Raw genomic sequence first — 25,254 nt, forward strand, 5'->3', positions numbered from 1 at the left:
ACGGCCGCCCGCGCGGGGCGTTATCCCCACCCACCGGCGAGCCGTCCGCCACCGGCGGCGCCCGGCGCGGCGGGCGCGGGCCCGCCGGGGCCCGCAACCGGCCACCCCACAAGGGGCACAGCCGTCCCGCCAAGGGCACGGCCACCCCGCCAGGGGCACGGCCGCCCGCGCGGGGCGTTATCCCCACCCACCGGCGAGCCGTCCGCCACCGGCGGCGCCCGGCGCGGCGGGCACGGGCCCGCCAGGGCCCGCAACCGGCCACCCCACAAGGGGGCCAGCCGTCCCGCCAAGGGCACGGCCACCCGCAGGGGCTCAGCCGCACCGAACTGGGCCTTCCCCCACCCACACGCGCCCTCTTCCCACCCACCGGCGGCGCCCCGGCCCCACCGGGCACGGGCCCGCCAAGGCGCACCGGCGCGCCCGGCGCGGCGGGCGCGGGCCCGCCGGGGCACCACCATCGCGGCACGGCCCGGCCCGGCCCGCCCCCAGCGGGCACGGGTCCGCCAGGGCCCACCGGTGGCGCCCGGCGCGCCCGGCGCGGGCCCGCCGGGGCCCGCAACCGGCAGCCCCGCCAGGGGCACGGCCACCCCGCCAGGGGCACGGCCACCCCGCCAGGGGCACAGCCGCCCCGCCAGGGCCACAGCCACCCCGCCAGGGCCACAGCCACCCCGGCAGGGGGCAGTTCCCCCGGGCCCGCCAGGGCCTCGGGGGTGGGGTCAGGCCGCCCCGGCAGGGGCCACGTGGAGGCCGAGTTCGGAGGCGAGGAGGGGGGCCAGCTCCAGGAGTTGGGTGGGGCTGATGACCGCGCCGGACAGGCGTCCCACTCCGCGGGTGATGGAGAGGGACGACACGCCCCGCAGATCCACGTCCCGCAGCGTCGCCGACGAGAAGTCCGCGCCGCGCAGTTCGCAGTCGTCGAAGGAGACCCGCTCCAGCGTCGCGCCGCCGAAGTCCGGCTCGATCAGCACGCAGCCCTCAAAGGTGACATCGATCAGCCTGGCCTGCCGCAGGTTCAGATAGTCCATCTTGCCGCCGCGCAGCAGCACCCTGGTGAGCGTGGCGCCGCCACACTGCGCACCGCCGAGGCGCGCGTCGCTGATCTCGACGTCCCGCAGCTCCGCGTCCATCAGGTCGACGCCGACGCCGCGCACCTCCTGGAGCAGGCTGTCCAGCAGCCGCGCCCCCTTGAGCCGCACGCCGTCGAGCACACAGCCCCGGAGCGCGCAGTCCAGCAGGCTGACCCCGCCCGCCTCCGCGCCCGTGAGGTCGTGGGAGACGAACTCCACGCCGTCGTAGTCCTCCTCGGCCCCGAAGGCCGCCGACGCCTCGAAGGGGACCGGCTCCTCGGGGAGCGAGATCGACGGCCGCCGAGGGGCCGCCACCACCCCGCCGTTGGCCCGCTTGCCCCGCACGCTCTTACTCGCCATACCGCCCATCCTGCCCCCCACCACTGACAGTCGGCCCGACCGCGAGACACCCCCTTGACTTCAAGCTTCCTTGAAGTACCAGTGTTGGTCCCGCCATCAGGCAACCAGCACCAGGACGAGAACCACACCCGAGGAGCACCCATGCACGCCATCCGTCTGCACGCGTTCGGCCCGCCGGAGAACCTGGTCCACGAGCGCGTCGACGACCCCGTTCCCGCCCCGGGACAGGTGCGGATCGCGGTGGCCGCCGCCGGCGTGCACCTGGTGGACACGGCGCTGCGGAGCGGCGTCCCGCTCGGCGGTCACTGGAAGCCGACGCCGCTGCCGACCGTCCCGGGGCGGGAGGTCGCCGGCACCGTCGACGCCCTGGGCGACGGCGTCGACCCCGCCTGGCTGGGCCGTCGGGTCTCCGCCCATCTGGGGATGGTGCCGGGCGGCTACGCCGAACTGGCCGTCACCGCCGTGGAGAAGCTCCATCCGCTGCCGGACGATCTGCCGGAGACCCACGCCGTGGCGCTGCTGGGCACGGGTCGGATGACCATGGGCATTCTGCGGTTCGCCGCGATCCAGCCGGGCGACACCGTCCTGGTGCTGGCCGCCGCCGGCGGCATCGGCGCGCTGCTGACCCAGGTGGCCAGGCACCGTGGCGCGACGGTGATCGGTGCCGCCGGCGGGCCGGCGAAGGTCGAGACCGTCCGTGGTCTCGGCGCGGACCTGGCCGTGGACTACGACAGGGCCGACTGGGCGGACACGGTGCGCGGCGCGTTCGGCGACCGGCCGGTGCGCTATGTCTTCGAGGGGGTCGGCGGGGAGCGCGCCCTGGCCGCCATCCGGCTGCTGGCCCCGGGCGGCGCGCATCTCGCCTACGGCACGGCGTCCCAGGGCATCGGCGACGCGGAGAGCGCCACCCTGCCGAAGGAGGAGCTCGCCGAGCGGGGCATCACCTCGGAGGTCGTCCTGGGCCCGGCGCTGTTCGAGCGGATCGGCGGGATGGAGAACCTCGGGGTCCTGGAGGAGGAGGCCCTCGACCTCGCCCGCGAGGGCGTCGCCGTCCCCCTGACCCAGACCTTCCCGCTGGCCGAGGCCGCCGCCGCGCACCGCGCGTTGGAGTCCCGCGCCACCGTCGGCAAGGTCGTGCTCGTTCCCTGAACGGCCCCCTCGGGGGTGGCCGGCGCCGGCCACCCCCGGGGTGCGTGCGGTCAGCCGTCGACGCGGACCACGTCGAGCAGCAGCAGCCGCTCGGGGTGCTGGATCGGGGCGCGCACGCCGATCGTGCCGAGCACCCGGCCGGGGAGGGTGACGCCCCGGTCCCACCAGCTGAGCGCGTTCATCGCGGGGCCGACGGAACGGGCGGCAGGGGCGAGCGGGGTGACCCGGTAGCGCGCCTCGGGGTCGAGCCCGGGGAGTCGCACCATCCCGGGCGGCGCCTGCACGCTGGTGGCGACCTGCGCGAGGGTGAACACCGCGCGGGCGCCGTCCTGGGCGACCACGCCGTGCACCCAGAGCGCGGGGTCCGGGTGGTCCTCGCGGACGACATGCCCGGTGTGCAGCAGCGGGCGCAGCTCCTTGTAGAGGGTGATCCACTCGGCGAGCGCCGCGCGGTCGTCGGCGGACGCACTGGTGAGATCCCACTCGATGCCGAAGTGGCCGGAGATCGCGGTTCCGGCGCGGAACTCCAGGCCGTGGGTGCGGCCCGTGGTGTGGGCGCGGGGCGCGCCGACATGGGAGCCCATCAGCTCAGGCGGCAGCAGGAGCCCCGTCCAGCGCTGGATGCGCTGCCGCTCCAGGGCGTCGATGCAGTCGCTGGTCCAGACGCGGTCGGTGCGCTCCAGTACGCCGAGGTCGACGCGCCCGCCGCCGGAGGAGCAGGACTCGATCTCAAGACCCGGGTGGCGCGCGCGCAGTTCGTCCAGGAGGCGGTAGACGGCGAGCGTCTGCCGGTGGACGCCGGCCTGGCCCGTGGGGCTGTGGCCGGCCTCGACGAGGTCGCGGTTGTGGTCCCACTTGAGGTAGGTCAGCGCGTACTCGCCGACGATGGCGTCGAGTCGCTCAAGGATGTACGCGTAGGCCCCTGGGTGGCCCAGGTCGAGGACCTGCTGGTTGCGGGACTCGGGGGGCAGCCGGTCGCCGGTGGCCATGATCCACTCGGGGTGGGCGCGGGCGAGGTCGGAGTTCTGGTTGACCATCTCGGGCTCGACCCAGAGGCCGAACTCCAGGCCGAGGCCGCGTACATATTCGGCCAGCGGGTGCAGCCCCTCGGGCCAGACGTCCTCGTCCACATACCAGTCGCCGAGGCCCGCGTGGTCGTCGCGGCGCCCCCGGAACCAGCCGTCGTCCAGGACGAACCGCTCCGCGCCGATCTCGGCCGCCGCGTCGGCGAGTTCCCTGAGCTTGGGGAGGCGGTGGTCGAAGTAGACGGCCTCCCACACATTGAGGGTGACGGGGCGCGCGCCGGTGGGGTGGTGGGGGCGGGCCCGCAGGAAGCCGTGGAAGCGGGCGGCCAGCTCGTCAAGACCCTCCCGGCCGTAGCTGCCGTAGATCCAGGGGGTGGTGTAGGAGTCGCCTGAGCCCAGGGTGATCTCGCCGGCCAGCGGCAGTTCGCCGCCGGCGAGCAGGGAGACGCCGGTGTGGGTGCGCTCGGCCAGCGAGCGCTGGTTGCCGCTCCAGGCGACGTGCAGGCCCCACACCTCGCCGGCGCGGAAGCCGAAGTCGGCCTCGCCGGCGATATGGACGGTGACCGCGTCGGTGCCCGTGCGGCCCTTGCGGTTGTCCCGCAGATGGGTGCCGATGGTGAACTCGTGCCGCTGCGGGGTGCGTTCCCGCAGGTGGCGGCCGGTCATGTCGAGCAGTTCCGTTGCCCGCTCGGGCACCGGCAGGGCCAGCAGCAGCGCGCCGAGGCTGAACGGGGCGGTGGCCTCGTCGGCCTGGCTGGTCAACGTGGCGCGCTGGCGGACGAGGCCGCTGGGGGTGAGCTCGATCTCCAGGCGCAGTTCGAGCGCGGCGACGACGTCCTCGGCGGTGAGGGAGAGCGAACGTTCCCCGACCTCGGACGCGGTCACGGTGAAGGCGGTGGAGAAGTCGGCGCCGGCGCGGTGCCCGGTGAGGCCGGGGGTGCCCTGCCAGCCGGCGGAGTGCTCGGGGAGTAGCGCGAGCGGGACGGCGAGGTCGACGTTGTTGGACGCCACCTGGGGCACCTGGGCCAGGGCCAGTTCCGCCATGGTCTCCTGTGAGAGTTCGCCCAGGTCGACGCCCCAGTGCACGACGCGGGGCAGCCCGCTTCCCGTGCGGTCCAGGACGAGCCCGGTCCCCGCCGACCGAAAGTTCAGGTAGGGCCCATCGTGCATCGGAGATCCCCTTGTTCGCTCCTGTTGATACCTGCGCGATTCTTTCCGCGTTCGCCGGCCCGGGTCAAACAGCCGGTCCGAACCGCGCGGAAGGGCGGGCACCCTGCCGGGTGTCCGCCCTCCCACGGTTCACGACGCGGTGATCATCTCCCGTGCCGCCCTCAGAGGTCCATCACCTGCACATTCCGGAACCAGACGTCGGATCCGGTGTGGTGGTTCTGCAACCCGACGCGGCCCGAGCTGAGATCCCGGTTCGGGTCCGCGCCCTCGGTGTCGAACTCGTTGATCAGCACGTCGTTGAGATAGACGCTGACATGCAGCCCCTCGACCACGATCTCGTAGGTGTTCCACTCCCCCGGCGGGTTCAGCGCCGCGTCCCGCGCCTCGATGTCGGCGCCCTGGAAGTCGTAGATCGCGCCGGTGGTGCGCTCCGGCGCGTCCGTGGCGTCGATCTGCACCTCGAAGCCCTGGTTGCGGGCCGCCGGATCGCCCTGCGGGTCCGGGACGCCGATATGCACGCCCGAGTTGTCGTCCCCGGCCATCTTCCAGTCCAACTTCAGGCTGTAGTCGGTCAGTTCCTCGGGATGGGTGAGCAGACCCAGTCCGCCGACGGAACGCATCGTGCAGTCGGCCTGGTGGATGAAGTCGCCGGGCGCGGCCATCTGCCAGTCGGCGAGGCTCTCCTCCGTCCCGTCGAAGAGCATCCGGTAGCCGGCGCCTGGCTCGGCCGGGACGCACTGGTCCCGCTGGACGCGGAGATGGTCCCAGTTCACATGCCGGTCGTCGTCCTCACCGGCCGAGACGGTGACGGTGTTCGTCCCCGCCTGGAGGTCGAGCTGTTCGGTGTGGTCGGCCCACGCCTGCCAGATCTCGGTGGTCTCGACCGCGATCTGCCCGAGGTCGGTGCCGTTGACGTCCAGCGAGATCGTCTTGGTGCCGACAAAGGGGTTGGGGCCGTTGGCGTAGCGGAAGGTCACCGGATAGGTGCCGGCCTCGTCGACCGACACGTCCCAGGTCAGCTCGGCGCCGATATTGTCGAAGCCGTCGACATAGCCGCCCCCGGTGTGGTTCGGGTGCTCGTCGTCGATGTCGGCGCCGCCGCGCAGCGTCCCGTTCTCGGCCTCGTAGAGACCGAGTTCGTTCGGCGGCTCCACGTAGTTCGGGATGGTGTGGACGGTGTACCACGCCTCGGTGCTCCACAGCGCCGTGCCGTCCGCTGCCTCGAACGGGCGCGGCGAACGGACGTGGGCGACCCGGTCCTCACGCAGCCCGGGAAGTTCCAGGCTCACCGTGCGCCCGTCGGCCGAGACCGAGGCGCCGGTGACGGTCAGCACCTCCTGGTTCTGCTTCGCCCCGCCGTACTGCGAGGTCGGGTTGTAGTTCCACTGCTCCACCTCGTACCGCTCGGCGAGGTTTCCGATCACGTCGTCGGCGACCGGCTTGGTGTAGGTGAGGTCGAACCCGCTCTCCGTGACCTCCATCGACAGGATGTCCATGGCGTCCTCGGCGGTGGGCGTCAACTTCTGCAAGCCGTAGGGGAACTTGCCCGGCTGCTCCCAGTTGCCGCCACCACCGATGCCACCGACGTAGAACGCGCCGTCGGGGCCGAGCGCCAGCCGGCTGACACCGGACTCCAGGCCCTGGGTCATCCGGAACACCGCGCCCTGCCGCTGCCCCTCGACCTCTTCGAGGAACGCCCGCTGGAGCCCGCCGTACGTGACGTCGCCGAACACCAGCTGGCCCTCGAAAGCACCCTGCTCGACCAGCACCGGGTTGGTCGGCGAGTTGGATATCTCACCGTGCGGCAGCCACAGCACCGGCTCGGTCACCGGCTGGTCGTCGAACGGTCCCGGCGGGGTCGTGTAGTGGTTGTAGAACGCCCCCTCCTGGATCTCGACCAGCTTCGACGAGGGCAGCCAGTCGCCCTGGTTGTCCGCGACGAAGATCTCGCCCTCGGGGCCCCAGCCGATGCCGTTCGGGGTGCGCAGACCGCCGGCGACGTACTCCACCTCGCCGGTCCCCTTGTCGATCCGGACCGAGGTGCCCCGGTTCTCGACATGCTGCGGCACGGTGGTCCTACCGCCCGGGGTGATGGCGACGGACAGGTTCAGGTAGTAGTGCTCCTCGTCGGCCAGCAGGCCGAACCCGAACTCGTGGTACGTCCCCCCGCTCGGCCAGCTGGCGATGGCCTCCTTGTCCTCGTAGAACCCGTCCCCCTCGGCGTCGATCAGCCGGCTGAGCTGGTGCTTCTCCGCGACGATCACCTCGCCGTCCTCGACCAGCACCCCCTGGGGCTCGTTCATGTCCGTCGCCACGACCTCGGTGGTGACCGTCTCCGGACCGGCGTCCTCCCCCACGGTGCCGTCCACGATCTCCACGGCGCCGTCGAAGCTCTCCCGGCCGGCCCAGGTGGTGATGACCATGCGGCCGTCGTCGAACCAGTCCATGCCGGTGACCTTCGGCTCGAACCCCTCGGGCCGCAGATCGGTCAGCGTGTAGTTCGGGTGCATCTCGGCCAGCGGCATCCCGTCCCCCGGGCTGGCGTCGACGCCCTCACAGCTCTTCACCCCGGGCGAGGTGACCCGGGTGACATCGGCGTCGGTGCTCAGCGCCGACTCGGGCACCAGCACGAACTCGTCCTGCCCCGGCGGGCGCCACTCCAGGCGCAGCGCCTTGCCGAAGGCGCCCTGGAAGTAGTCGATCCACAACGCGTGGGCGCCCTCGGTCAGTTCGGCCGAACCGTCGGCCGGGGTCGGGGGCTGCCGCCGGTCGTTCTCGATGATCTCCTCGCCGTTGAGGGACAGCCGGGAGCCGTCGTCGCTGATGATCCGGAAGTCGTAGGTGCCGTCCTCGGGAACGTGGATGTTCCCGATCACGTGCGCCATGAAGTTGTTGGCGATCCCGCCGAAGTCCTCGTCCGACTCCCAGTCGACCGTCGGCCGCAGGACATCGATGTTCGGCGTCTGCCCCTGGGTCAGAACGCAGATCTCCTCCGGCTCGAATCCGACGTCGAACGCGCGGAGGGTGACACCCGGCTCCTGTGGCGGCAGATCCTCCGCAGCCGCGTTGGCGGCTCCGACCGGCAGGATCACCGCGGCCACCAGGGCGACCCCCAGGGTCACCGCCGGTAGGCGACGTGGTCTTACACGCATGAACTGACTCCTTTGCACGGCTGGGGAAATCGGGTTCATCTGGTGCTTCGGGCGCCCGGGACAGCGCCGGGACATGGGTGGGCGACGGCGGGGGGAAATCGATTGCGGAAAGAGCGCGGTGAGCGTGGACGGCTCGTCAACTCGACCGCCGACCGGGGTCGTTGATATGTCGGGAGTGCGCGTTTACATCGATTACTGCACGGGCGGACGGAACGTCGGCGAAGGGCGCGGGCGGCCCTTGGCGGGCCCTGCGGGGACCCGGGGTGGGTGGGGGGTGGGGGTCACGCGGCTCGGGTAAGCGCTTTCTGCTGCCGAAAATTACGACCGCCCCAGAGGACTGTCAACCCGCCGGACAACAGGAACTGACGAAAACTCACATCTCCGGACCGAGAAAAACCCCATACCCCCATGCAACGCCCACCCCGACGGGGTTCGGAGCGTGCAGGCGGCGTCAGCCGGTGCGCGCGCGGGAACGTCAGCCCGCGCGCCGTGGGCAGGACGCCCGCAGGATCACCTGGCCCGGCACGCTGATGTCCTCCCCCAGCGGCGCCGTGGCGTCCAGCGCCAGATCCGCCGCGCGCCGGCCGATCTCCGCCAGCGGAAAGCGCACCGTGGTCAGCCGGGGCGTCACGTCAGCGGCCGTCTCGATGTCGTTGAAGCCGGTGACGGCGATATCCCGCCCCGGCTCGATCCCCGCGTCCCGCAGCGCCGTCATCGCGCCCACGGCCATGAAGTCGTTGCCCGCGCACAGCACATCGGCCTCCGCGATCCGGCCGGACTCGATCAACCGCCGGGTGGACCGGTAGCCGCCCACCCGGTCGAACGTGTCGCTCTCCACCATCGCGATCCCGCCGTCCAGCGAGGCGAGCCCCTGCCGCAGCCCCTCCGTCCGCTCCACCACGGTCACCAGCCGCTCGGCGCCCGTGATCACCGCGGCTCTGCGATAGCCGAGGCGCGCGACGGCGGCGCCCAGCGCCCGGGCGCCGGAGCTGTTGGCCGGGCGCACCGCGCCGACGCCACCGACCGGTTGGCTCAGAAAGATCGCCCGGCCACCGCTCTCGGCGAATCCCCGCAGCTCGGCGAGGAGCGCCTCGGCGTGCGGGCTGCCCGAGACACGGCTCCCGCTCACCAGGATGGCGCGCGGTCGCTGCCCGCGGATCATCCTCAGCGAGGCCAGCTCCCACGCGGTCTCCCGCGCGGTGATCGCGATCGTGACGATCACACCGTGGGCGTGGGCGGAGGTGGCGACCCCCTCGGCGATGGCCGAGAAGTACGGGTCGTCGATGCTGCTGACCAGCAGCGCGAGCACGGGGGCCATCCCGCGGGCCATCGCCTGCGCCGACAGATCCGTCCGGTAGTCCAACTCCCGCGCCGCGCGCAGAACCCGCTCCCGGTGGGCCGGGCCGACCTTGCGGTCGCTGTCGTTGAGCACCCGGGACGCCGTGGCCAGGGAGACACCGGCCCGGGCGGCCACATCGGTGAGGGTCGGGTTGCCGCTGGAGACCCTGGACCGCTTCCGCTTCCCCCGACCCGACCCTTGCACAGGCATTGACCCTCCAGCGAAGCCGACCCTAGTATCCCGGAATTGGGAAAGCGCTATCCCACTTCTGCGGGCACCTTGGGTAAGCGCTTTCCAAGCATAGCGAGGCCTCATCCCACCGTCCCTTGAAGTGCGACGCGAGGACCGCATGACCCAACAGGCACAGCATGCTCCAGCCCTTCCGCCAGTCCAGGTGTCCGACCAGGAGAAGGAACCGAAGCGCCGCCGCACCACACGTGGGCTGATGGCGGCGGTCTATCCGGCCACATTTCTCGCGCTGCTCGTCGCGGCCTGGTTCTTCGTCACGGCCACCGAGCTGGTCGAGCCGTACATCATCCCGTCGCCCCAGGACACCTGGCAGGCGTTCGCCGACTACCCCGACTACCTCTGGGAGCACACGCTGGTCACGGCCGGCGAGACGCTCGCCGGATTCGCGATCGCCAGCGTGGTCGGCGTCCTCTTCGCCGTCCTGATGGTCTATTCGGCCACGCTGGAGAAGACGTTCTATCCGCTGATCCTCTTCGCCCAGGTGATCCCGAAGATCGCCATCGCGCCGCTGTTCGTGGTCTGGCTCGGCTTCGGCGCCAGCCCGAAGATCCTGGTCGCCGTCCTGATGGCGTTCTTCCCCGTCGTGATCTCCGGCATCAGCGGCCTGCGCTCGGTCGACCCCGAGCTCATCGAACTCACCTCCACCATGGGCGCCTCCCCCGTCAAGACGTTCTGGAAGGTCCGGTTCCCCGCGGCGCTGCCCGAGCTGCTGTCCGGTCTCAAGGTCGCGGCGACCCTGGCGGTCACCGGGGCCGTGGTCGGCGAGTTCGTCGGCGCCAACTCCGGTCTCGGCTACGTGATCCTCCAGGCCAACGGCAACCTCGACACCGCCATGCTCTTCGCCGCGCTGATCATCATGTCGCTGCTGGGCATCCTGCTCTTCGCGGTGATCCAGATCGCCGAGATGCTCCTGATCCCCTGGCACGCCTCGCGCCGCAACCGGCGCTGAGCCCATTCGAACCGAGCCAACCCCCACCGCCAGTCAACGACCGAAGGATGCCTCATGGCCATTCGCACATCCCTCAGGCCGGCGCGCACCACCCTGACCGCCCTCGTCGCCGGGGCCGGCGCCCTGGCCCTCGTCGCCTGCGGAGGCGGCGGCGGGGACACGAGTGGCGGCGAAGGCAACGACAGCAACGACCAGGTGTCCCTGCAACTCAACTGGTATCCCTACGGCGAGCACGCACCCTTCTACTACGGCGTGGAGGAGGGGATCTTCGAGGAGCACGGGATCTCGCTCTCGATCGAGGCCGGGCAGGGGTCGGCCAGGACGGTCCAGGCCATCGGTCAGCAGGACTTCGACTTCGGCTGGGCCGACACCCCGGCCGTGCTGGCCAACATCGACAGCGGGGTCGACGTGCGGTCCGTGGGCGTCTTCCTCCAGTCCACACCGTCCGCCGTCCAGGTGTTCAGCGATACCGGCATCGAGGGTCCCGAGGACCTCAGCGGCCGGACGATCGCGGTCTCCGCCGGGGACGCGGTCACCCTCACCTTCCCCATGTATCTGGACGCCGTCGGGCTCGCCGAGGCCGATGTGCGGCAGCAGAACCTCGACTCCGCCGGCAAGAACGCGGCGATGTTGAGCGGCCGGGTCGACGGCCTCATCGGCTTCGCCCACGACCAGGGCCCCACCATCTCGGCGGAGAGCGGCCGGGATGTCACCTATCTGCGGTACACCGACGCCGGGCTGAACTTCTTCAGCAACGGGCTGATCGCCCACACCTCCACCATCGCCGACGACCCCGATCTGGTGAGCCGGATGGTGGCCGCCACCTCGGAGGCGTTCGCCGCAGCGCAGGAGTCCCCCGAGGACGCGGTCGCCGCGATGGACATCGGGGACCCGCAGATGCCCGACGAGAGCGTGCTCCTCGCCCAGTGGCAGGAGACGACCGCGCTGCTCACCACGGAGAACAGCGCGGGGCAGGCGCCGGGACACACCACGGAGGAGGACTGGCGAGGAACCGTCGAGGTGCTGGCCGAGGCCGGTCTCATCGCCGAACCACGGGAGACCGAGGCCTACTTCGACGCGTCGTTCACCACGGGTGGTGAGTGAACGTGCTCGCCGGAACCGCCGACGGCGACCTGGGCGGGACGCGTGCGGGAACGCCGGCGCCGACCGGCCCGATGGTCGACATCCAGGGGGTCGACGTCACCTTCCGCACCAAGAGCCGCACGGTGCACGCGCTCAGCGGAATCGACCTGGCGATCGAACCCGGGGAGTTCCTCAGCATCGCGGGCCCCTCGGGCTGCGGGAAGTCGACGCTGCTGCGGGTCATCGCCGGACTGACCGAGACCAGCGCCGGCCGGGTGGCGCTGCGCGGCACACCCGTGACGGGCCCGCGCCGCGACGTCGGGTTCGTCTTCCAGCGGGCCGCCCTGCTGGACTGGCGCACCGCCCGGGGCAACATCCTGTTCCAGGCCGAGATGCGCGGCCTGAAGAAGGCATGGGCCCGCAGACGCGCCGACGAGCTGATCGAGATGACGGGCCTGACCGGCTTCGAGAAGGCCATGCCGTTCGAACTCTCGGGCGGGATGCAGCAGCGCGTCTCGCTCTGCCGCGCCCTGCTGCACGAGCCCGATGTCCTGCTGATGGACGAGCCCTTCGGCGCCCTCGACGCGCTGACCAGGGAGAACATGAATGTCGAGCTCCGCAGGATCTGGGAGGCCACCGGCATGACCGTGGTGCTGGTGACCCACTCGGTCGCCGAGGCCGTCTATCTGGCCTCCCGGGCCGTCGTCATGGGGCCACGCCCCGGGCGCGTGATCGAGGAGTTCACCATCGACATCCCGGGCCACCGGGCCTACGAGCCGACGTTGGAGAGCCACGAGTTCCAACGGATCACCAGCCGCATCCGCGCGCTCCTCGGCTCGACCTCGGTGGCCGACTGACCCCACGCCCCGCCGCCCGCCCGCCTCCCCGTCGGTGATCGCCTGATGGCATTCGATCGCTAGGCTACGGACCAAACAGTCAAACGAACAACGGACCGCTCGGCCGGGTGGGCGGCGGACGGCGGGCCGGGCGAGGGGCGACATGCGGGAGCCGGTCGAGGCGAGGCGCCGGCGGGTGCTGGACATCGTGGGGTCGCGGGGCACGGTGCGGGTGAGCGATCTCGCCGCCGAACTGAACGTCTCGGTGGTCACCGTGCGCCGGGATGTGGAGGAGCTCGCCCACGACGGTCGGCTGCGGCGGGGGCACGGGGTGGCCCGCTCGGTCGATCCCGCGTCCGCCGAGGACGCGGGCGCGGCCGGGCGGGCCGTCGAGGAGCCGACGGTCGAGGGGCTGACGGTGGCGCTGGTGGTCCCGGCGCGGCACATCTATCTGCACGAGATCCTGCACGGCGCCCGCCGGGTGCTGGAGGGCGCCGGGGTGCGCGTCGCGCTGCATGTGGCCCCGCAGACGCCGGGCGCGGAGCGGCCCATGGTGGCGGACGCGCTGGCCGGCGGGGCCCACGGGCTGCTGATCGCGCCCAAGTGGCGCAGCGCGGCGGCCGAGGAGGCCGACTCCGGCTGGCTGGGCCGGGTGGCGGTGCCGACCGTCCTCATGGAGCGCCGGCCAGGGGCGGGCGGCGCCCTGCACGCGCTGGACTCGGTGTGCACCGACCACTGGTACGGGACGCGTCTCGCCGTGGACCACCTGGTGGGGCTCGGTCATCGGCGGATCGTGCTGGCCGCGCGGGACGACAGCCCCACCGCGCGGGCGGTGCGCTCGGCGTTCGCCGAGATCGCCGCCGCGCGGCCCGAGGTGGCGGACTGGTCGGTGGTGCTCAGCTCCCCGGACGCGGGGCCCGACTATCCCCCGGACGAGAGCGGCGGGCCGATCGACCTCGCCGCGCTGCTCGCCGAGCGGCGGGCGACGGCGGCCGTGCTGCACGGCGACATCGAGGCGCTGCTGCTGACGCAGCAGCTCAACAGCCGAGGGGTGCGGGTGCCGCGGGACTGCTCGGTGGTGAGCTACGACGGCACGGTGGCGCGGCTCGGCAGCACGCCGCTGACCTCGGTGGCGGCGCCGCGGGCTGAGATCGGCGAGGCGGCGGCCGAACTGCTGCTGCGTCGGCTGCGCGCCCCCGCCGGCGCCGGCCGTCAGCCGGTGCGCCGCCTTGAGCTGCTCCCGGAGTTGCAGGTGCGCGGCTCGACGGAGCGGCTCGACCGAACCACCGACTGATCATTTGCGCGCATTCATTTTCTTCTGATCGATCCATTGACCGCATACGGTCGGTCGATCAGTATTTCCGTGTCTCGACAGCCACGAGGACAGGGAAGGTCTCAGCATGGGACGCGGACGACACTCCATGGCACTGACCGCGACGGCGGCGCTCGCGGCGACACTGCTGCTGCCGGTGGCCGCGAACGCCGAGCCGGCCGCTGAACGGGAGGACGCGCGGGCCACGGCGGGCAACCCGCTGGAGTTGACCGACGGCTTCTATGTGAATCCCGACTCCACCCCCGCCGCCTGGGTACGCGCGAACCCGGGGGACAGCCGGGCCCAGGAGATCGACGAGGCGATCGCCCAGCAGCCGACGGCCCGCTGGTTCACCGACACCAGCGGCGACGTCGTCGAGGGCGTCACCGGCTACACCACCGCCGCCCAGGAGGCGGGCGAACTCCCGGTGCTGGTCGCGTACAACATCCCCGGCCGGGACTGCGGCGGCCACTCCGACGGCGGCGCGGGCAGCCCCGAGGCATACCGGCAGTGGATCACCGACTTCGCCACGTCGATCGGCGACCGCCCCGCGATCGTCATCCTGGAACCCGACGCGCTGGCCCAGCTGGACTGCATGCCCAGCGACGACGAACGGCGGGTCAGGACCGAGCTGATCCGGCACGCCACCGAGCAGCTGAGCGAACACGCCGTCAACACCTGGACGTACCTGGACTCGGGGACGGCTCGCTGGGTCCCCGCCGAGGAGATGGCGGAACGCCTGGACAACGCCGGACAGCGCAACGCGCACGGCTTCGTCAACAACGTCTCGAACTACTACACGACCGAGGAGTCGGCCGGATACTCCCGAACGGTGGCCGCCCATATCGAGGCCAGCCACGGCTACCGGCCGAGCTTCGCCGTGGACACCAGCCGCAACGGCCACGGCTCCATCGGCGAGTGGTGCAACCCCGACGGACGGAAGCTCGGCACCCCTCCCCAGGTGGGCGGCGAGGCGGAGCTGCTGCTGTGGGTGAAGGTGCCGGGCAACTCGGACGGGGAGTGCGGCATCGCCCCGGACACACCGGCCGGGGTCTTCTCACCCGAGGTGGCCAAGGCCCTGATCGACGGCGCCTGGATCGGCTGAGCGCCGCCGGGCGGCTGTGTCAGGGGGTGGGGATGGCGGCAGGACAGGGCGGGAACGACAGTGGCATGAACGCTGGTTTCCTGGGCTACAACCCCCGTGAGCTGAAGTGTGCCAAATGCCTTCATCCGCGTCGGGATCACGGCCGATCCCCGTACAGCTTGGTCGACGGGCCATCCGGGCTCGGCTGGGGCGGCGGCAGCCCGAAGGCCGCGCTGCGCTGCGCCTGCGGATGTTCCCACTTCCGTGACCCCACGAGCTGCGAGTTCTGTGGGTACGGCCTCTGGTGGTATGAGACGGATCGACGGTGGGATCACGAGGACCACATTCCCCGCGGCCACCCGCCGACGTCCCCTCTCTGGGGTACGGGGGCGCCCGACTGGGCGGATCCTGAGTGATCGTGCGCGGCCCCGGGGCGCCCTCACGCCGGACCGGCCGGGAGTGCGCCCCGGGGGGCTATGCGAGTGTCCAGTCGCAGCCGCCGGACGCCTCCAGGTACTCACCATCGTTGATCGTGACTCGGCCGGGCCCCTCGATGTTGTCGTTGGCGATGATCGCCTCGAACTCGCCGCTGGCGTCGCTGTTGCGGGCCCAGTAGCACATGGGCCAAATGCTGTCGGGGTCCGGGCCGGCGGTGGTGTACTCGCCGGGGGAGATGTCCTCGCCGACGAGGTAGACGCCGTCGGAGAAGGTCTGGGCCGGTCCTTCCGGCTCCGGCTCCGGCTCCGGTTCGGGTTCTGGTTCGGGCTCCGCCTCGGGCTCGGCGTCGTCGGCGGGCGCGTCCGCCGCTGCGGGGTCATCGGCCGGGGGTTCGTCCGTCTCCGACGCTGACTGCTCCGCGCGCGCGTTGCTGTCGTCCTCGGTGCTGCTGCCCGCGGCGCCGATGCCGACGCCCAGGAAGAGGCAGACGACTCCGACCGCGCCATGGGTGAGGATCGTCTTGCGCTGGCGTCGGGGCGGGACGGGCGGCATGGGGTGCATGGGGTGAGGGCCGGGGTGCTGGGCGTGCGGCGGCATGTTGCCGGGGCCCTGCCCCTGTGCCCAACTGGGCTGATCGGCCATGGGTTTCCCCCCTCAGGGTGCGTGCGAGTGCGTGGTGTGGGGGGGTGCGGCGATCATGGCGCGGCGTAACGCTGTGGCGCAGCGCTATCCGCGCACCGTGATGATGTTGTGACCGGTCGTCAGTAAGTAGGCGCAGGTGCAGTCGGCCCGCCCAACGCCTGGCCCAGCACCTCGGGTACCGGATGCGGGGCTACCCCGCGCTGCGGTGTGGCGCGGCGGCGTCGGGTGGACGGCCACCGGGTCGGTCCGAGGATCGAGGGGAGCGCGGCGTCGGAGCGCGGACCGGGGCGAGGTGACACTCCAGTGTGGGGGCGTCTCCAGGCGCCCCGATACTGGTCGGACCATATGCGTGGCGAGAGCCGCCTGTCGGATTCGAACCGACGACCTGCTGTTTACAAGACAGCTGCTCTGGCCGACTGAGCTAAGGCGGCGGGTGCCCACGGGCGCTTGGCTGCCGTACCGGCCGGACCAGCCTACACGGCCAGGTGAGGGGCATGGGCCGGTGGGAGGGCGGAGGATTTTTTTGCCGGTGGGTACTGACTTTTATATTGCTTTCGAGTTAGGTTCACCCTGCGTCCATATACATGGTCGTAACACCTTCCTACTCGGATCGTCCGGCACGTTCCTGCCGGTAGAAGGAGACAACACGACATGGCTACGGTCACCTACGACAAGGCGACCCGGGTCTACCCCGGCTCCGAAACCCCCGCCGTCGACCAGCTCGACATCCAGATCGAGGACGGCGAGTTCCTCGTCCTCGTCGGCCCCTCCGGCTGTGGCAAGTCCACCTCGCTGCGGATGCTCGCCGGCCTTGAGGACGTCAACGGTGGCTCGATCCACATCGGTGACCGCGATGTCACCCACCTTCCGCCGAAGGACCGGGACATCGCGATGGTGTTCCAGAACTACGCGCTGTACCCGCATATGACCGTCGCCCAGAACATGGGCTTCGCGCTCAAGATCGCCGGCGTCAACAAGACGGACATCAGGACCAAGGTCGAAGAGGCCGCCAAGATCCTCGACCTCACCGAGTACCTGGACCGCAAGCCCAAGGCGCTCTCCGGTGGTCAGCGGCAGCGTGTCGCGATGGGCCGCGCCATCGTCCGTGAGCCCCAGGTCTTCCTGATGGACGAGCCGCTCTCCAACCTGGACGCCAAGCTCCGGGTCCAGACCCGCACCCAGATCGCCGGCCTCCAGCGCCGCCTCGGCGTCACCACCGTCTATGTGACGCACGACCAGGTCGAGGCCATGACCATGGGCGACCGGGTGGCTGTGCTCAAGGACGGTCTGCTCCAGCAGATCGACAGCCCGCGCAACATGTACGACAGGCCCGCCAACCTCTTCGTCGCCGGCTTCATCGGCTCCCCCGCCATGAACCTGGTCGAGGTGCCGATCACCGACGGCGGCGTGAAGTTCGGCAACAGCGTGGTCCCGGTGGAGCGCGCCGCGCTCACCGAGGCGCAGAGCAAGGGCGACAGCAAGGTCGTCGTCGGCTGCCGCCCCGAGCACTTCTCGGTGGTCAGGGACGACGCCTCCAGCACCGCGCTGGCCAAGGCCGACGAGAGCGCCGCCGCCGGCCTCGCCGTGACGGTCAACGTCGTCGAGGAGACGGGCGCCGACGCCTACGTCTACGGCACCGCCGAGTTCGGTGGCGAGGTCAAGGACCTGGTCATCCGGGTCGACAGCCGCGACGTCCCGGAGAAGGGCAGCAAGCTGCACGTCGAGCCCAAGCCGGGCGAGACCCACGTCTTCGCCACCGGCTCCGGCGAGCGCCTCAGCGACTGACCGCGCCCACCACCGGCTGACCCGAACGGGGTCGCGCCCCGCCGTCATGGCGGGAGCGCGGCCCCGTTCGCCGTGCCCGGGGCCGCCCCTGGACGCGCCCGCGTCAACGCGCGCGTCAACCTCGCGGGGAGAACGCCCAGCAGGCCGTCACCCGGGAGAGTGGCGGAGTGTGGTGGAGTCGCCACGGCTCGCTACGATTCGGCAGTGCCAACACCGACGGTCGTCAAGGACCCTTCCCTCGGCCCGGTTTGGCCCGTCGCTGCCCCCATCGTTTCGCGTCACCGTTTCGCGAGGAAGCGGAGGAAGACACCGTGAACCAGGCACTCCGCCACATCGGCCGAAGTCTCGCCATCGCCCTGCCCGCCGTGCTGGTGCTCTCCGGCACCCTGGCCGTCACCCGTGTGCCCTGGGCCTCCGAGCCCTCCGAGGTGCAGATGCTGACGGCCGCCGCCGAGCAGGAACAGCAGGCCCCGCACGAGCTGTTGCGGGACCAACTGCACACCACCCTCCGCCAGGAGGACCCGTCCGTGGCCCTCACCGCCCTCCAGACCGCGGTGGACGAGGACCCCTCGTTGGCCCCGCACTGCGCCGACATCGCCAGCTCGCTCGGCGAGGCCGCGGTCGAGAAGTACGGCAGCGCGCAGCGCGCCCAGCGCTTCGCCCGCCCGGTCTGTGACACCTCCTTCGCAGCCGGCGTCGCGGGGAACGACTGACCCCACATAGGCTGCGGCCATGAGCAACGCCGCGACCGACGACACGAACCACCCGACGCAGGCCGTGGTCCTGGCCGGTGGCCAGGGCTCCCGGCTGCGGCCCTACACGGACGACCGCCCCAAGCCGATGGTGGAGATCCCGGGCACGGGCGAGCCGATCATCGGCCACCAGCTGCGCTGGCTCGCCGCCGAGGGCGTCACCGATGCCGTGATCTCCTGCGGGCACCTCGCCGAGGTGCTCCAGGAGTGGCTCGACGCCACGGAGTTGCCACTGCGCGTCACCACGGTCGTGGAGCCGGAGCCGCTCGGCCGGGGCGGCGGCCTCAAGCACGCGGCGAAGGCGCTGCCGCGCCCCGACGAGCCCTGGTTCGCCACCAACGGCGACATCTGGACCAGGTTCTCGCTGCGCGAGATGGCCGCGTTCCACGCCGAGCGCGACGCGCTGGCCACGCTGGCGCTGGCCCGGCCCCGCATCCCCTGGGGCGCCGTGGAGACCGACGAGTTCGGCCATGTGCTGGACTTCATCGAGGCCCCGCCCTCGCCGTATCTGATCAACGCGGGCGTCTATGTGTTCGCCGCCGAGTTCACCGCCCTGCTGCCGGATCGCGGCGACCACGAACGACACACGTTCCCCCGGCTGGCCCGCAACCGCCGCCTGGCCGGCTTCCCCCTCTCCCAGGGCGCCTACTGGCGCGCCATCGACACCGCCAAGGACCTCACCGAGGCCGCCAAGGAACTCACCCAGGGCTGATCCCACCCACCGCGGGGGCCACGGCATCCCGGGCAGCGACACGCGCACGGCGACGCGCCACGGCCGGCGGCCCGAGCCGGTCAGCGGTGGACGACCGGCTCCTGCAACTCGGTCACCGCGTGGCCGCCGCAGTCGGGGCAGGAGAGGGTGACCTCGCGCGCCGGGCCCGTCGACGTGTAGCCGTGCGCCTCGATCCAGCGGGCGAGCGCCTGGACGCTGGGGATGACCTGCTCGTCTGGCCCTCGGTGCACCAGCGTCGCGGCCGTCACCGCCGGCAGCTCCACCACCGCGAAGTCGTGGGACGGTTCGGGGTCGGCGTCCACGGGGATGGCCGCGTGCACCGTCACGGGCCCCTCGGGGTGCTCGTAGTAGGCGACGGCCGCCCCGCTCGCCCGGAGCCCGGCGGCCCGCATCCGGCCCCACAGCTCCTCGTAGAGCGAGGTGATCACCGGGGTGACCAGGAGCGGCTCGAAGCTCTCCACCACAGCCGTCAACTCCGCCACCCGCATCGCCGGCAGCTGTTTGATCACCACATCGTCGGACGACATCCGTCCCTCACTCTCGATCGTCCGGAGCCTCGCCTCGACCTGCGCCAGCCGCGCCGCGTCGGCCGCCAGGGCCGACTCCAACTCGGCCCTGCGCAACCGCAGCATGCCGCGCAACTCGCTCGCGTCCGGCTCCTCGTCGAGGATGACGCGCACCTGGTCCAGCGTGAAACCCAGCTCCTTGAGCGCCATCAGGCGGTTGAGCCGGGCCAGTTGGTCGGCCTCGTAGGACCGGTAGCCGGTGCGCGGGTCGACCCGGGCCGGGCGCAGCAGGCCCACGGCGTCGTAGTGGCGCAGCATGCGCACCGAGACGCCGCCATAGGTGGCGAATGCTCCGATACCAAACATGACGTCGTCCACTTCACCGGGTGACACGGTGTGAGGGTCAAGCCTCGGGGCCGCCGCGCCCCGCCGGCGGCGTCGATTCGGGTGGCGGGGCGAAGCGGGCCAGGTGGTGCCAGATCCACTTGAGGGTCCCCGGGTCGTGCCGGCCGCTGCGGGCCGCGTCGCCGATGACGCGGGGGGTGAGCCAGCCGTCCTCGGCGATCCGGCGGCCGACGGCGACGGCGGGCGGGGGCCGGAACTCGGAGCGGGCGCTCAACTCCTCGGTGGAGAGCCGGTATCCGCCGTGCCACTCCACGGGGAACGGCAGCAGCGCGGCGGCCTCGGCCACCGGGGTGTCCAGGTAGCAGGGGTCGAGCACCAGCGCCGCCACATCGCGGGCGAAGCCGACCGGCCCATGGACATGGGCCTCGATATGGCCGTCGAGGGGATCGCCAAGCTCGGCGCCGGCCAGCGCGACCAGATCGCAGCGCTCGGCGACGCCGAAGGCCGTCGGCTCCATCGCGCTGTCCGGGTAGCAGAAGGTGGTGCGGGAGAGCACCCCGGGCGCCAGCCGGAAGTGCGCCGAGCCGAACCGGGGCGCCGCCCCGGTGGAGCGCCGCAGGGCGTTCAACCCGCCGTAGACCGGCCGCTGTTCGGCGGGCGCGGCGTCGTAGGCGCCGCCGAAGATCCGGCTCTCCCAGCGCCAGCGGTCCCCGCCGGGGCGGGCGGTGAGCCCGCCGTTGCTGGTGCCGGTGACGAACTGGGAGACATAGACGCCGTCCTCGGCCATCCGGCGCAGGATCGGCAGGCCGCCGCTGAGCCGGTCCGGGTGGAAGTTCAGCGTCAGCGGCAGCGAAGGGTCAACGGGCCCGCCCCTGGCGAGGGCGGCCACATGGCGCAGGGCGCGCCGCCCGAGCGGGCCGAGCGCGGCTCCAACGGCCGTGTCGGGATGTGTCGTTGTCGCTTCCTCGCTCACCCGAACGAGTCTGCATGGCGCGGCGGGGCAGTCGCCACCGACTTCCCGGCCGTCGCTCCGTCACTCTCCGAGGAGGCCGCTAACCGAGCAGCCCGCCGAGGGGGTCGAGGCTGCTCTGATCACCCCCGTCGTCCTGACCGCCGCCGTTCTCCGGGCTCGGCTCGCCGGCTTCCTGGCCGGTGCCCGACTCGTCTCTCGGGGCGGCCGGGCTCTCGGCCGGCGCCGAGTCCTGGGGAGCTGGCACGGGCTCTGGCGTGGGGCTGTTCTCCGTGCTCTCCGGCTCGGACTGGGCCGGCGGCTCGGTGCCGGGGGCGTTCCGCTCCGGCTGCTCGGTCGGCCCGGGCTCGGCGTCCCGCTCCGCCGCCGCCTCCTCGGCCTCCTCCCGCTCGGCCCGCACCGCCTCGCGTTCGGCGGCCTCGCGCTCCTCCTCCGCCTCGTCGAGCAGCGGCTGCCCCGGCAGGTGGTTGCGCGGTGGCTCGCCCGGCTGCGGCACCGTGGCGAACTGCGAGGAGCGCACCGCGCTGCCCAGCAGCGAGCCGACGAGCAGCGCCACGCCCAGCAGCAGCGCGGCCAGCAGCCCGCCCCGGCGCAGCACCCGGCGGCGCAGCTGGGACAGCGGCGCGCGCGGCCCGAGCCGGCGCCAGGCCTCGCCGGAGAGACGGGCGTCCAGCGAGTGCACCGGCGCGCCGGCGATCAACAGCGGCGTCCAGGCGGCGAAGAGCACCACCTCCGGGGTGTCGTACGCCGGGCCGTTGCCCCAGCTGACCGTCGTCAGCAGCGCCAGCGAGAGCGCGGCGCCGAGCGCGGCGGCCAGCCGCTGCCAGAGCCCGAAGAGGGTCAGCACGCCGACCACGATCTGGGTGAAGGCGACGGTGAGCCCCGCGCCCACCGGGTGCGCCAGCGTCCACTGGTGCAGCGGCTCGGCCAGCGCCCAGGGCTCAAGCCCGGCAAGCCAGGTGGAGAGCGAGCCGCGCTCCCCGCCGTCGAAGTAGACGGGATCGGTGAGCTTGCCCATGCCGGCGTAGATCGCCATGAAGCCGAGCAGCAGCCGCAGCGGCAGCAGCACGAGACCGAGGGAGAGCCGTCGGTCCGGGTGGAACGCGCGGGCGCGCTGCCGGCTGCGCGCGCCCCCGCGCCCGGCGCCGTCCGACCTGCGCCCCCCGGCCAGCGGGGAGACGAACTCGCCGTCGTCCGCCGGGTTGGTCGCCCAGCTGCGCTCGGGCGCCCGGTCGTGGGTGCCGGGCGTGGGCCTTGGCACCGTGGGCAGCGGGCGCGTGCCCTCCTCGGAGAGCGGCGGCCTGGGGGCGAGGACGGTGCCGGCCCTGGGCAGCACCCGGGTGCCGAGCCCGTCCGTCGGTGGGCTCAGCCGTGGTCGGCCGGCCTCCCGGACGGCCCGCAGCAGCGTGCCGGCCGCCGCGTCCCCCGGCTCGCCCCGACCACTCCACACCAGCGGCTTGCGCCGGCCGACCGAGCCCGACACGCCGGGCAGCCGCGCGCTGTCGGGGACGACGATGCTCACGGGGGGCGGAGTGGCGAGCCGCACCCGGAAACTGGCGTGGTTCACGATGACCTGCGCGGGATCGCATGGCACTTTCGCCATGCTCAGCACCGGTTCGTCCATCGGTCGCCCAGGGAGTGTTCTGGTGTCCACACTCATCTAACCGAGTGACCCAGGCTTAAGACACTGCCTGGCGCCCAAAACTCTGTCCGCGACCCGTCAAATCCCTTGCGGCGCACGGGGGTACGAGACGGCGCGCGCCTTCTCCCGCGCGCCGCCCAGCAGTTCGAAGGACGCCCCTGTGGACGGCCGCCCCTGCGGACGGGAGCTCAGGCGCGGCGGGTGGCCGCCGCGTAGAGCACGATGCCGGCGGCGACGCCGGCGTTCAGCGATTCGGCGCCGCCCGGCATCGGGATGCGCACCCGGATGTCGCAGGTCTCGCCGACCAGCCGGGAGAGCCCCTTGCCCTCGCTGCCCACCACGATCGCGACCGGCCCGTCCAGCGCCGCCAGATCCGCCAGCTCGGCGTCCCCGTCCGCCGCGAGACCGACCACCGTGAGCCCGGCCCGCTGGTAGCCCTGGAGGGCGCGGGTGAGGTTGGTGGCCCTGGCCACCGGGGTGGTGGCCGCGGTGCCGGCCGAGGTCTTCCAGGCACCGGCCGTCATGCCGGCCGCGCGCCGCTCGGGGACCACCACGCCGTGCCCGCCGAAGGCGGCCGTGGAGCGCACCACGGCACCCAGGTTGCGCGGGTCGGTGACCCCGTCCAGCACCATGATCAGCGGATCGTCGCCGGCCTCGGCCGCCGCGGCGACCAGATCGTCGGGGTGCGCGTACTCGTAGGGCGGCACCTGGAGCACCAGGCCCTGGTGGTTGAGCCCGGCGGTGAGCCGGTCGAGCTCGGGCTTGCCCGCCTCGACGAGGTGCAGGTCGGCACGGGCCACGGCCAGCTTGACGGCGTCCGTCACCCGGTCGTCGCTCTCCAGGAACTGCTGCACATAGAGCGCGCTGGCCGGGACGCCTGCCCGCAGCGCCTCAAGCACCGGGTTGCGGCCGACCACGATCTCGGCGGGCGACTTGCCGCGCCGGCCGCCCTGACGGGAGGCCTGCTGACGGGCCTTGGCGTCGGCGGCGCGCTTCTTGACATGGCCGGTGCGCGCCTCAGCCGGCGGCGTTGGGCCCTTGCCGCGCAGGCCACGCCGGCGCTGGCCACCACTGCCGATCTGCGGGCCCTTCTTGTTACTGGTGCGACGGTTGGGGCGCGGGCTGTTGCCTGGCATGGGTGTCTCGTGTTCTCTGTTGGGGCGCTGGGGTGGGCTCGGCGGTCAGCCGAGCTCCCAGCGGGGGCCGTTGGGGGTGTCCTCGATGACCAGTCCCGCAGCCTTGAGCTGGTCCCTGATGGCGTCGGCGGTGCCGTAGTCCTTGCGTTCCCTGGCCGCCTGGCGCTGTCCGAGGACGATGGCGACCAGGGTGTCGACCACTCCGGTCAGCTCGGCGCCGCGCTCGGCGGCGCCCGACCAGGCGGGGTCGAGCGGGTCGAGGCCCAGCACGCCCAGCATCGCACGGACCTGGCCGAGCAGCGCGGTCACCGACTCCTTGTCGCCGGCGGCGAGCGCCGCGTTGCCCTGACGCACCGTGGTGTGCACGGCGGCCAGCGCCTGGGGCACGCCGAAGTCCTCGTCCATGGCGGCGGCGAAGTCGTCGGGCACCGCGGCGGCCGGCTCGACCTCGCCGGCCTGCTCGACGCCGCGCTGGAGGAAGCCCTCGATCCGGTTGAACGCGGCCTCCGCCTCCCTGAGGGCGCCGGGACTGTAGTCGACGGCGGAGCGGTAGTGCGGGGTGCCCAGGTAGTAGCGGAGCACGATGGGCCGCCACTGCCGGACCATGTCGGCGACCAGCACCGAGTTGTCCAGCGACTTGCTCATCTTCTCGCCGTCGATGGTGACCCAGGCGTTGTGCACCCAGTAGGTGGCGAACGCGTCGCCGTAGGCGCGGGACTGGGCGATCTCGTTCTCGTGGTGCGGGAAGACCAGGTCGATCCCGCCGCCGTGGATGTCGAAGGCACGGCCCAGGTACTTGTGGGCCATGGCCGAGCACTCCAGATGCCAGCCGGGGCGGCCACGGCCCCAGGGCGTCTCCCAGGTGGGCTCACCGGGCTTGGCGGCCTTCCACAGCGCGAAGTCACGGGGGTCGCGTTTCCCGGTCCCGCCCTCGCTCGGCTGGAGGAGCTGGTCCAACTCCTGGTTGGACAGCTGGAGATAGTCGGGAAAGCTGCGCACATCGAAATAGACGTTGCCATCGGCCGGATAGGCATGGCCACGACCGATCAGGGTGCGCATCATCTCGATCATCTCCGGCATATGGCCGGTGGCCCTCGGCTGGTAGTCGGGCGGCAGGCAGCCCAGGGCGTCATAGGCCGCGTCGAAGGCCCGCTCGTTCTCGAACCCGATGGCCCACCAGGGGCGACCGAACTCGTTGCTCTTGGCGATGATCTTGTCGTCGATATCGGTCACATTGCGGATGAAGGTGACATCGAACCCGCGATAGGCGAACCAGCGTCGGATGATGTCGAAGTTCAGCCCGGACCTGATGTGGCCGATGTGCGGCGCGGCCTGGACGGTAGCGCCACAGAGGTAGATCGAGACACAGCCGGGAACGAGCGGGCTGAAGTCACGGATCTGCCGGGTGCTGGTGTCATACAGGCGAATGCTCACGGCTCAAGAGTAGTAGGCGTGACCGGTGTGCCGCGCCCCCCTGGCGCGGCACACCTCGGCCCCGGGCGCCCTCGCCCAAGATCGACGGGACGGGGC

At 72.2% G+C, this 25,254-nt stretch carries 19 protein-coding genes and 1 tRNA gene; 9 read left to right on the top strand and 11 right to left on the bottom strand.

Features of this window, described 5'->3' with window-relative positions:
- Positions 1–716: 716 nt before the first annotated feature.
- Positions 717–1,427, bottom strand: a complete 711-nt coding sequence (locus tag K4G22_RS11790; protein ID WP_228079943.1) for a pentapeptide repeat-containing protein — start codon at positions 1,425–1,427, stop codon at positions 717–719.
- Positions 1,428–1,568: 141 nt separating this feature from the next.
- Between K4G22_RS11790 and K4G22_RS11795 the strand changes: the two genes are divergently transcribed.
- Positions 1,569–2,576 carry a zinc-binding dehydrogenase gene (locus K4G22_RS11795; RefSeq protein ID WP_228079944.1) on the top strand — a complete coding sequence of 336 codons (1,008 nt, stop codon included), beginning with the start codon at positions 1,569–1,571 and terminating at the stop codon, positions 2,574–2,576.
- A gap of 50 nt (positions 2,577–2,626) precedes the next feature.
- Here K4G22_RS11795 and K4G22_RS11800 read toward each other — a convergent pair whose 3' ends face one another.
- The 3 genes from K4G22_RS11800 to K4G22_RS11810 form a co-directional block, all read right to left on the bottom strand.
- Positions 2,627–4,771 (bottom strand): alpha-galactosidase, encoded by a 2,145-nt coding sequence (locus K4G22_RS11800; RefSeq protein WP_228079945.1) that lies wholly within the window; start codon positions 4,769–4,771, stop codon positions 2,627–2,629.
- Between the two features lie 161 nt (positions 4,772–4,932).
- The gene (locus K4G22_RS11805) at positions 4,933–7,923 is read right to left on the bottom strand and encodes a 3-keto-alpha-glucoside-1,2-lyase-like domain-containing protein (RefSeq protein ID WP_228079947.1); all 2,991 of its coding nucleotides are present in this window, start codon (positions 7,921–7,923) and stop codon (positions 4,933–4,935) included.
- 475 nt (positions 7,924–8,398) lie between these two features.
- On the bottom strand, positions 8,399–9,472 hold the full coding sequence (locus K4G22_RS11810) for a LacI family DNA-binding transcriptional regulator (RefSeq protein WP_228079955.1): 1,074 nt from the start codon (positions 9,470–9,472) through the stop codon (positions 8,399–8,401).
- A gap of 139 nt (positions 9,473–9,611) precedes the next feature.
- On the opposite strand from K4G22_RS11810, the gene K4G22_RS11815 reads away from it, so the two are divergent.
- From K4G22_RS11815 to K4G22_RS11835, 5 genes are all read left to right on the top strand, one after another.
- Complete coding sequence (locus tag K4G22_RS11815) at positions 9,612–10,460, top strand: ABC transporter permease (RefSeq protein WP_425336654.1); 849 nt, start codon at positions 9,612–9,614, stop codon at positions 10,458–10,460.
- 54 nt (positions 10,461–10,514) lie between these two features.
- Positions 10,515–11,564 (top strand): ABC transporter substrate-binding protein, encoded by a 1,050-nt coding sequence (locus tag K4G22_RS11820; protein WP_228079957.1) that lies wholly within the window; start codon positions 10,515–10,517, stop codon positions 11,562–11,564.
- A 71-nt stretch (positions 11,565–11,635) separates the two neighbouring features.
- On the top strand, positions 11,636–12,400 hold the full coding sequence (locus K4G22_RS11825) for an ABC transporter ATP-binding protein (RefSeq protein ID WP_228084055.1): 765 nt from the start codon (positions 11,636–11,638) through the stop codon (positions 12,398–12,400).
- Positions 12,401–12,542: 142 nt separating this feature from the next.
- On the top strand, positions 12,543–13,673 hold the full coding sequence (locus tag K4G22_RS11830) for a substrate-binding domain-containing protein (protein WP_228079959.1): 1,131 nt from the start codon (positions 12,543–12,545) through the stop codon (positions 13,671–13,673).
- Between the two features lie 106 nt (positions 13,674–13,779).
- Entirely contained in the window at positions 13,780–14,796 is a 1,017-nt protein-coding gene (locus K4G22_RS11835) for a glycoside hydrolase family 6 protein (RefSeq protein WP_228079961.1), read from the top strand.
- A 453-nt stretch (positions 14,797–15,249) separates the two neighbouring features.
- On the opposite strand, the gene K4G22_RS11840 is transcribed toward K4G22_RS11835, so the two are convergent.
- Together K4G22_RS11840 and K4G22_RS11845 are read right to left on the bottom strand one after the other, a co-directional pair.
- The gene (locus tag K4G22_RS11840; protein WP_228079970.1) at positions 15,250–15,855 is read right to left on the bottom strand and encodes an Rv1352/Rv1906c domain-containing protein; all 606 of its coding nucleotides are present in this window, start codon (positions 15,853–15,855) and stop codon (positions 15,250–15,252) included.
- Between the two features lie 357 nt (positions 15,856–16,212).
- Positions 16,213–16,286 (bottom strand) — tRNA-Thr (locus K4G22_RS11845).
- A gap of 220 nt (positions 16,287–16,506) precedes the next feature.
- On the opposite strand from K4G22_RS11845, the gene K4G22_RS11850 reads away from it, so the two are divergent.
- From K4G22_RS11850 to K4G22_RS11860, 3 genes are all read left to right on the top strand, one after another.
- Positions 16,507–17,640 (top strand): ABC transporter ATP-binding protein, encoded by a 1,134-nt coding sequence (locus K4G22_RS11850; protein WP_228079972.1) that lies wholly within the window; start codon positions 16,507–16,509, stop codon positions 17,638–17,640.
- A 311-nt stretch (positions 17,641–17,951) separates the two neighbouring features.
- On the top strand, positions 17,952–18,353 hold the full coding sequence (locus tag K4G22_RS11855; protein ID WP_228079974.1) for a hypothetical protein: 402 nt from the start codon (positions 17,952–17,954) through the stop codon (positions 18,351–18,353).
- Positions 18,354–18,372: 19 nt separating this feature from the next.
- Complete coding sequence (locus K4G22_RS11860; RefSeq protein WP_228079976.1) at positions 18,373–19,104, top strand: nucleotidyltransferase family protein; 732 nt, start codon at positions 18,373–18,375, stop codon at positions 19,102–19,104.
- Positions 19,105–19,184: 80 nt separating this feature from the next.
- Here K4G22_RS11860 and K4G22_RS11865 read toward each other — a convergent pair whose 3' ends face one another.
- The 5 genes from K4G22_RS11865 to cysS form a co-directional block, all read right to left on the bottom strand.
- Positions 19,185–19,997: a MerR family transcriptional regulator gene (locus tag K4G22_RS11865; protein ID WP_228084056.1), complete on the bottom strand. Its 813-nt coding sequence runs from the start codon at positions 19,995–19,997 to the stop codon at positions 19,185–19,187.
- A 37-nt stretch (positions 19,998–20,034) separates the two neighbouring features.
- Positions 20,035–20,949, bottom strand: coding sequence for a DUF3626 domain-containing protein (locus K4G22_RS11870; RefSeq protein ID WP_425336655.1), 915 nt, complete (start codon positions 20,947–20,949; stop codon positions 20,035–20,037).
- 79 nt (positions 20,950–21,028) lie between these two features.
- The gene (locus K4G22_RS11875; RefSeq protein ID WP_228079978.1) at positions 21,029–22,549 is read right to left on the bottom strand and encodes a DoxX family membrane protein; all 1,521 of its coding nucleotides are present in this window, start codon (positions 22,547–22,549) and stop codon (positions 21,029–21,031) included.
- Positions 22,550–22,776: 227 nt separating this feature from the next.
- Positions 22,777–23,724, bottom strand: coding sequence for a 23S rRNA (guanosine(2251)-2'-O)-methyltransferase RlmB (gene rlmB, locus K4G22_RS11880; protein ID WP_228079980.1), 948 nt, complete (start codon positions 23,722–23,724; stop codon positions 22,777–22,779).
- A 45-nt stretch (positions 23,725–23,769) separates the two neighbouring features.
- A complete protein-coding gene (gene cysS, locus K4G22_RS11885) occupies positions 23,770–25,158 on the bottom strand; it encodes a cysteine--tRNA ligase (protein ID WP_228079982.1) in 1,389 nt (462 codons plus the stop codon).
- Between the last annotated feature and the right edge of the window lie 96 nt (positions 25,159–25,254).

Origin of the sequence: Streptomyces profundus, from assembly GCF_020740535.1 — a bacterium.
GTDB lineage: Bacteria > Actinomycetota > Actinomycetes > Streptomycetales > Streptomycetaceae > Streptomyces > Streptomyces profundus.